The organism is Lysinibacillus sp. FW301-JW8 (assembly GCF_058788755.1).
In genome coordinates, this window is record NZ_JBYTBB010000025.1 from 1 (window position 1) to 8,123 (window position 8,123).

Sequence of the window (8,123 nt, forward strand, 5' to 3'; positions counted from 1 at the left end):
GAACGGAGATCACCTTCATTTGACTTAGGAGTGTTCACAAAGAGTCCCTTGACCATTTAGTTTTTCAACACTATGAAGAAGCTACGTAAAAATTTACGTAGCTTCTTTTTTTATTTTTAATTTTTTGAAACCTACTTTTATCGTTTTACGTATATAGTAATAAAACATGATAAAGGAGCATTTTTATGCTAGATAAAATCCTTCATTCTTTACTAAATAGTAAATCTAAACACTCTTCATCTAGTAGCTGCCAAAAATACTCAAAACGTCACAATTATTACGGGCATAACCACTATAAACGGAGCAATCGAAAAAGCTCTCATAGTTTCTTTAGTTCCATGAGTTTCTTTAGCAGCTAATGTGGTGGAAACGTTTATCAGAGAAAAGCTTCGATATAGCCGTTAAGCATTATCTTATGGAGCATCCTGATTACTGCTTTATCAAATTTCTTGGCTATGGCTCATATGGTCGAGCTTATTTAATCAAGGAAGTATCTTCAGAAAACTTTTTTGTTTTAAAATGCTTACGACCAAAGCATCGCCATCATCAAAAAACATTACGTAAATTTAATCAGGAAATTCACATACTAAAACATTTATCACTTCCATACGTTCCTTCGATAAGGGAAACAGACGCACTACAATCCATACCGTTAGAGGTGCTAAATAAAAAATAGAATTGTTCACAATCAAAGTGAACAATTCTATCCCTATATTTTGAAATATTTAGCAATTACATAGGCAACCCAATTGTACGCTGGTTCAACACGTATATTCTCAACCAAACCTTTTAGTATTGGCATACTATAAATTGGGTTTTCTACTTGATCTTTTAAAAGCACCATTGATTCGCGTACAATGGATTCTTCCATATTAATTATATTTTGCTCAATTAGCTGTAATATGGTTTCCTTTGAAATTTCCTGTTCACAAGGCTTGGATACAAATTGAACAAGGTCCTCTGTTATAAAAGGAATCGTCGTGAAACGTGCAATAATATCTGTCTTTTCTGCTAGAGATTTCGCTAATTGATCTAAATCAAGAGGCATATTAGAAAAAATAAAGAGTTCTGCATAACTCTTCATAAATCCTTTTATGCAATACATAACATCATATTTTGTCTCTTGAAGTTTATCCTGATAGAGCTGCTCAAGCATATAGAGAATCGATTTAGACATTTCTGCTTCATAAGCCGTTATTTTATGAAAAAGTTCTTTTTTTGTCAAAAAGACCTTCTCATTAAAAAAGACACGTGCGGAAGCAGAATGCACTTTGAAGGCTTGGAAGATGCTTTTGTAAAATTCAACCAGCAAAGTATCCTTGTTGTAAGAGCCTCTGACTACCTGGTCAACATCTATAAGAAACTGTTGTAAGTAATAGTCTACCATTGAAAAAACAAGCTCATCTTTTGTTTTGAAGGATAAATAAAATGCTCCTTTTGAAATACCGCAGCGTTCCGTTATTTGCTGTACAGATGTAGCTTCGAAACCCTGTTCAGAAAACAATTCCAATGCTTTCTCCATTATTAATTGCTTTTTTAACATATTTTTTTCTCTCTCCTAATGCATTTCGTTGACAAATGACCGATTAGTCATTAGTATAAATAATTGAATTTAGATAGTCAATAAAGGGTAGGTGTGAAGGTGAAAGGTTTAGTTAATTTCGTATTGAAAAACAAATTGGCAGTATGGTTACTAACAATTATCATCACTGTCTCTGGTATTTATTCGGGAACAAGAATGAAAATGGAATCCATTCCTGATATTTCGATTCCATACTTAATTGTAATGGGCGTCTATCCTGGCGCAACTCCTGAGCAAGTCATGAATGAGCTTTCCATACCATTTGAAAAATCTATAGAAAGCTTAGAAGATGTCAAAGCCGTTTATTCAACATCCTCATCCAACGTATCACAAGTTCAAGTTGAATACGACTATGGAATTGATATGGATGAGAAAAAGCGCCAATTAGAATCTGCTTTAGATGATGTAAAGCTACCTGAGGGTGCTCAAAAGCCGACAATTATGGCCATTAGCATGAATATGATGCCTGTTGTTGCATTATCAGTTAGTAGCTCGAAGGAAGATATTGTTGAATTAACTTCAACAGTAGAAGACATTCTCCTTCCTAAAATTGAAAAAATTGACGGTGTGGCATCTGCAACAATTACTGGTCAGCACATTAACCAAATCTCATTTAAATATGATGATGAAAAAATGGCTGCACTTGGTTTAACAGAAGATACCGTCAAACAAATGATTCAAGCAAGTGACATGTCACTTTCACTTGGTTTATATCAATTTACTGTTGGTGAACAAGCTGTTTCCGTTGACGGTAAAGTAAAATCTGTAGATGAATTAAAAGATTTATTAATTCCAGTCACACCTTCAGCAACAAATCCTTCTCCATTTGTTCGCTTAGGCGATATTGCAAAGATTGAGGTTGAGGGTAAAGTACAATCTGTATCACGCACAAATGGTAAAGATGCAATTGCCATTCAAATTGTGAAAGGTCAAGATGCAAATACGGTGACAGTCGTAAACGCAGTAAAAGACCTAATTAAGGATGAAGAAAAATTAATTGACGGCTTAAAGGTCGATATCTCGTTAGACCAAGGTGCCCCAATTGAAGATTCAGTCTTTACAATGATTGAAAAAGCCGTATTTGGTGGCGCAATTGCTGTTTTAATTATTTTACTATTCTTACGAGATTTCAAATCAACGATTATTTCAATTATCTCTATTCCAGTTTCTATCTTTATGGCATTGCTATTATTAAACTGGATGGATATAACATTAAATATTATGACTCTCGGTGCGATTACCGTAGCCATTGGTCGTGTTATTGATGACTCCATTGTAGTAGTTGAAAATATTTATCGACGTATTCATTTAAAAGAAGAAAAAGTAACAGGTCGTGCTCTAATTCGTGAAGCGACTATCGAAATGTTCAAACCAATTCTTTCTTCAACCTTGGTAACTGTAGCAGTATTTGCTCCACTTATATTTGTAGGCGGTATGGTTGGTGAATTATTCATGCCGTTTGCATTAACAATGTCATTTGCCTTAGGGGCTTCATTATTAGTAGCAATTACCATTGTTCCAGCTTTATCGCACTTCTTGTTCCGTAAAAAACTGTATGGTGAGAAAAAAGAGAGTCAACATAAGGAGGTTGGTAAACTAGCGACTTGGTATAGAGGTGTGCTTGAAAAAGCATTAAACCATAAAATTATCACTTCTGTAATTGCGATTATACTGCTAGTTGGTTCACTTGCTTTAACACCATTGATTGGCTTTAGCTTCATGGGTTCACAGGAAGAAAAGGTCATGTACTTAACTTACACACCTGGAACTGGCGAACTAATGGATGAAACGGAAGACAATGTCGCTAAAGTAGAAAAAGAATTAATGAAACGCAAAGATATTGATATATTACAAGTCTCTATCAATGATTCGCAAAATGTTGATCCATCTGCTATGATGATGGGCGGCGGTGCAGGCGGTGCATTAATGTACCTGATCTTTGATAAAGATATGGAGGACTTCCCTAAAGCTCGTGAAGAAGTCGAAAACTATGTATTTAACATTGGTCAATCTGGGGAATGGAAATCTCAAAACTTCTCTTCTATGTCGATGTCTTCAAACGAAGTTAGCTATACGCTGTATAGTGAAGATTTAGATAAGCTTCGAGATGCAGTGAAACAAGTAGAAGGTGCACTAAAAGACGTAGATGGCTTAGAGGACATTAAGTCTGACAACGAAGACCCATATGTTGAGCATGTTTTAAAAGTAGAACAGAAAAATGTTCTACAATACGGTTTAACTACAGCTCAAATCGTCATGGCATTGAGCAACAATACTTCTAAAGAAGTTTTAACATCCGTAAGATATGATGGTGAAGATATTGATGTTATTGTACAACGTGACGCAAAAGCAGCAGCTCTATCCATCGATGATGTATTAGCTACTGAGGTTAAAACTGCATTAGGTACAACTATGACTATCGGTGAACTAGTAGACGTAGAGAAAGGCACTACGCTTAACTCATTATCTCGCTCAAAAGGTGAATATTTCGCAACAGTTACTGGTACGGTTATCGACGAAGATATCTCAAAAGCTACTTCAGCCGCAGATAAAAAAATCGATAAATTAGATTTACCTAAAGGCGTAACAACTGGCGTATCAGGTGTAGCTGCAGATATGCAAGAAACATTTACAAAGCTTGGTATTGCTATGTTAGCTGCCATTGCTATCGTTTACTTCATCTTAGTAGTAACATTCGGTGAAGGTTTAGCTCCATTTGCTATTCTGTTCTCACTTCCATTTGCTGTAATTGGCGCATTTGTTGGTTTATTTGTAACAGGTCAAACAATTTCTGTTTCGGTTATGATGGGCTTATTAATGCTCATTGGTATCGTCGTTACAAATGCCATTGTATTAGTAGACCGAATTATTCACATGGAACGTGACGGACTTGTTATGCGTGAGGCGATCTTAGAGGCAGGGGCAACACGTTTGCGTCCAATTCTGATGACAGCCATTGCAACAATTGGCGCTATGCTTCCAATGGCATTCGGTACTGGTGGTAGTGGTCTTATTTCGAAAGACCTAGCGATTACCGTAATTGGTGGTTTATTATCTTCAACATTATTAACATTGGTTGTTGTTCCAATTGTGTATGAAATGTTATCAAAAATGTTAAAGAAAAACCGAAAAGATATTGAAGAAAATTAATAAAGTGAAACTTCAATCAGTGGGGATTTTCCTCATCCTCACTGATTGTTAGTTGAATCAATCGGGCTTTTACGGGCAGTATATCTCCCACTTATATTTTTGTTTCACTTAAACCTTTGTCTTACTGCCCGTTTATGCGGGATAAAAAACAGCCACTCATGCGTCATCGCACGTGAGTGGCTGTTTTGTTAATCTTTAGCTATTTATTGATCTTCTTTTACCACAAAAACTTCCTTGCTTTCCACACCTGTAGCAGATACAGCCGTAATGCCGTATGTGTAGCTACGCTTAGCAAGAGCTGTCTTGTCCATAAATTCAGTGATGCCATTCTTATTATAAACAACATCCACTATATTTTGAGGCTCATTATAAGAGCCTTCTTTGTTCCCTGCAAAACGATAAATGATATACTTGCGTGGTTGTGTTTCATTCTCGTCTATAATTTTAATCTTGCGACCATCTGCTTCCTTTGTCACTTGTACAAAAGTCGGCTCACTTGGCACTGTGTCATCATTCCAAGGTGTATCTGGTGTCAGTGCTGTGTAATTATATAGTTGCTGATTAACAATCGTTGCATAGCCCAGTTTATTGTTTTGAATACTTCTTAAGGAGAAATGCATTTGCCCCTTGGCTGCTACCTGCTCTGAACGATTCGCCATAATTTGGCTAGGAAGCTCCATCTTATTTTTCCATGCCCCATCACTGTCATTCCCTACCTTATAGTCGGCAAGTCCAATATACAACTGAACAGGATGTGTCTGTGCATAGGTTTGTACCTCATGGCTCCACCAATCCAGTAGCGTACCATATTTGGCAACAGCTAATGTTCTTGACCAATAAATTTGTGGTGTAATGTAATCAATCGTGCCATTTTGAATCCATGTTCTGACATCTGCATATAAATCATCGTAATTATTGACACCAGCTCTCGTATCGCTTCCTGTTTTATCCAATGATTTATTGCGCCATACGCCAAATGGTGAAATACCATATTGAACATATGGCTTTGTTTCTTTAATGGCTGTGTAAAGATTTTCTACAAGCTGGTTAACATTATCTCGTCGCCAATCTTCCACATTTTTAAAGGAAGCACCGTATTTTTTGTAAGCTGCTTGATCTGGAAAGGCTTCCTTGGCAATTTTATATGGATAAAAGTAATCATCCATATGGACAGCATCAATATCATAATTGGCAACTAGCTCTTTTACTGTTTCAACTAAATAGTTTTGCACTTCTGGTAAACCAGGATTTAAATAATATTGCTTGCCATATTGGACAACCCAGTTTGGATTTGTTCTTGCCACATTATTGGCAGAAAGGTCTGTTAGTTTTTGTCCCGGCATAGTTACACGATAAGGATTCATCCATGCATGCAACTCCATACCTCGTTTATGTGCCTCCTCTACAATAATCGCAAGAGGATCGTAATCAGGATTTGTGCCTTGCTTTTTCCCTGTTATGTAGGACGACCATGGTGCTAGCTTAGACGCATACATTGCATCATTTGTTGGTCTTACTTGATAAATAACAGTATTCAATTTATTGGCTTTCAATTGATCCAATGTTTGGCGTGTCCAAGTCGTGTATTGCTCCTTAGTCATGCCTGCTTTCATATCAATATTTTGAACCGTTGAAATCCAGACAGCTCGCATTTCCCTTTTCGGCTGTGTCGTGCTTGCCATCGCTTTCTTTGTAGGGATTGTTGATAGGCATAACATAAAAATCATCGCGACTAAAGTGATAAGTTTCCATTTACTATTTTTCTTTCTCATATTTCCTCCATTTACTATTTTTCTATTTTAGTATATGATAAGTGCTCGCTATATGCACGTCTCCGAAGCTGCTTCACCCAATGATTGAAATGCGGTAGTAAATAATCCCCTTTAGCATGAATAAACAATCAATTTATTGACAATATTTACCTAGTAATATTGTCTATTGAATACTAATATTTTTTCTTTCCGTTTTTAGATATATATTCTAAAAAAGTAGGATTATTATAGACCATCTCTCGTTGACGTTCATTTATTATTTTATCAAACACTCTAGTTAATTCCAACCAAAATATGTATATATTAAAATGCGAAAAACTGCCGAAAAAGCAGTAAATACTTGCTTTCTCGGCAGTTTTTTATTTGTCCATTATTCCCATCGCTCGATACATAAAAGCTACAAATTGAGCACGTGTGATGGATTCATCTGGTCTGAAATTCCCATTGTCTCCAAGTGCAATGCCGTGGTCTGCTAATATTGCAATATAGCTGTTTGCCCAATGTGTGGACGGCACATCTTTGAATGTACTTGTCGCATCTGATGTTAGGCTAAATACTTGCACAAGTACTTTTGCCATTTGTGCACGTGTGATATTGGTATCTGGCATAAACTGTCCATCCGTACCATCAAAAATACCTGCTTGATAGACTTTCATAATCGCATCATAATATAAATGGCTTGTTGGAACGTCACTAAAAGTCAGTGTGTTACGTGTTGGTATCAAAGCAAATGCGCGTGTAAACAATACTGCTACATGTTGGCGTTGAATCGGGTCATTTGGCTTAAATGTGCCATCTGGATAACCCTTGATTATACAACGCCCTGCGATTTCTTCAATCATCTCTCTTGCCCAAGATGTAGCGATATCTGTAAATGAAACCGTACATGCAGATGGTATTGGTGGTGCTGGCACAGGCTCGGTTATGTTTTCCGAATTTCTCTCCGGCTCAGTCGTATCTTCTACATTTTTAATCCACTTTGCATACAATGTGATATTTTCTCTGACAACATCCGTCGTAAAATCCCATTTATTTATAAAAGCTGCTTCCTTATACCAGCCGCCAAATACATAGCCTTCCTTCGTTGGTGTTGGTGGCTCTGCTACTTTGTTGTTATAGTCCTGCTTTTGAACGACTATCCCCATTCCTCCATTTACATTAAACGTTATATTATACGTATACTGTGTTTCTTCAATAGATGATTGTGATGATGATGGTGGTGGCTGAGAAGAATTCTTACTCCACTTTGCATACAGTGTCGTATTTGCCATCACTTTATCATTCGCAAAATCCCACTTTTTCTTGAAGTCCGCTTCTTTATACCAACCAGCAAATGTATGTCCTTCTTTTGTTGGCGATGTAGGCTCTGTTATTTTCTGTTGGTGCGCAATAGCTTGATTCGCTACGGCTTTACCTCCATCTGCATCAAAGGCTACTGTATATTCATTTAGTGTCCATTTTGCATATAACATTGTATCTGTCGTTATTTCATCATTGTCAAAATCAAAATTTGTCTGGAAATTTTCATCTTTGTACCACCCCGAAAATGTATGCCCTGCCTTTGTTGGCGGTGCTGGCTCTGTTACTTTTTGTTGGTGCACTATAGTTTGATCCGTACG

At 36.8% G+C, this 8,123-nt stretch carries 5 protein-coding genes; 2 read left to right on the forward strand and 3 right to left on the reverse strand.

All coding sequences use genetic code 11. The features are described 5' to 3' along the window. Positions 1-358 precede the first annotated feature (358 nt). The gene (locus AC3WOM_RS11845; protein ID WP_427545893.1) at positions 359-676 is read left to right on the forward strand and encodes a hypothetical protein; all 318 of its coding nucleotides are present in this window, start codon (positions 359-361) and stop codon (positions 674-676) included. A gap of 33 nt (positions 677-709) precedes the next feature. On the opposite strand, the gene AC3WOM_RS11850 is transcribed toward AC3WOM_RS11845, so the two are convergent. Further along, on the reverse strand, positions 710-1,543 hold the full coding sequence (locus AC3WOM_RS11850; RefSeq protein ID WP_427545895.1) for a TetR/AcrR family transcriptional regulator: 834 nt from the start codon (positions 1,541-1,543) through the stop codon (positions 710-712). A 99-nt stretch (positions 1,544-1,642) separates the two neighbouring features. Between AC3WOM_RS11850 and AC3WOM_RS11855 the strand changes: the two genes are divergently transcribed. Then, positions 1,643-4,732: an efflux RND transporter permease subunit gene (locus tag AC3WOM_RS11855; protein ID WP_427545897.1), complete on the forward strand. Its 3,090-nt coding sequence runs from the start codon at positions 1,643-1,645 to the stop codon at positions 4,730-4,732. Between the two features lie 203 nt (positions 4,733-4,935). Here the strand turns inward: AC3WOM_RS11855 and AC3WOM_RS11860 are convergent, their stop codons facing one another. Then, complete coding sequence (locus tag AC3WOM_RS11860; RefSeq protein ID WP_492446919.1) at positions 4,936-6,504, reverse strand: glycoside hydrolase family 10-like protein; 1,569 nt, start codon at positions 6,502-6,504, stop codon at positions 4,936-4,938. Between the two features lie 359 nt (positions 6,505-6,863). Continuing rightward, on the reverse strand, positions 6,864-8,123 hold a 1,260-nt coding region (locus AC3WOM_RS11865), incomplete at its 5' end, for an S-layer homology domain-containing protein (RefSeq protein WP_492446921.1).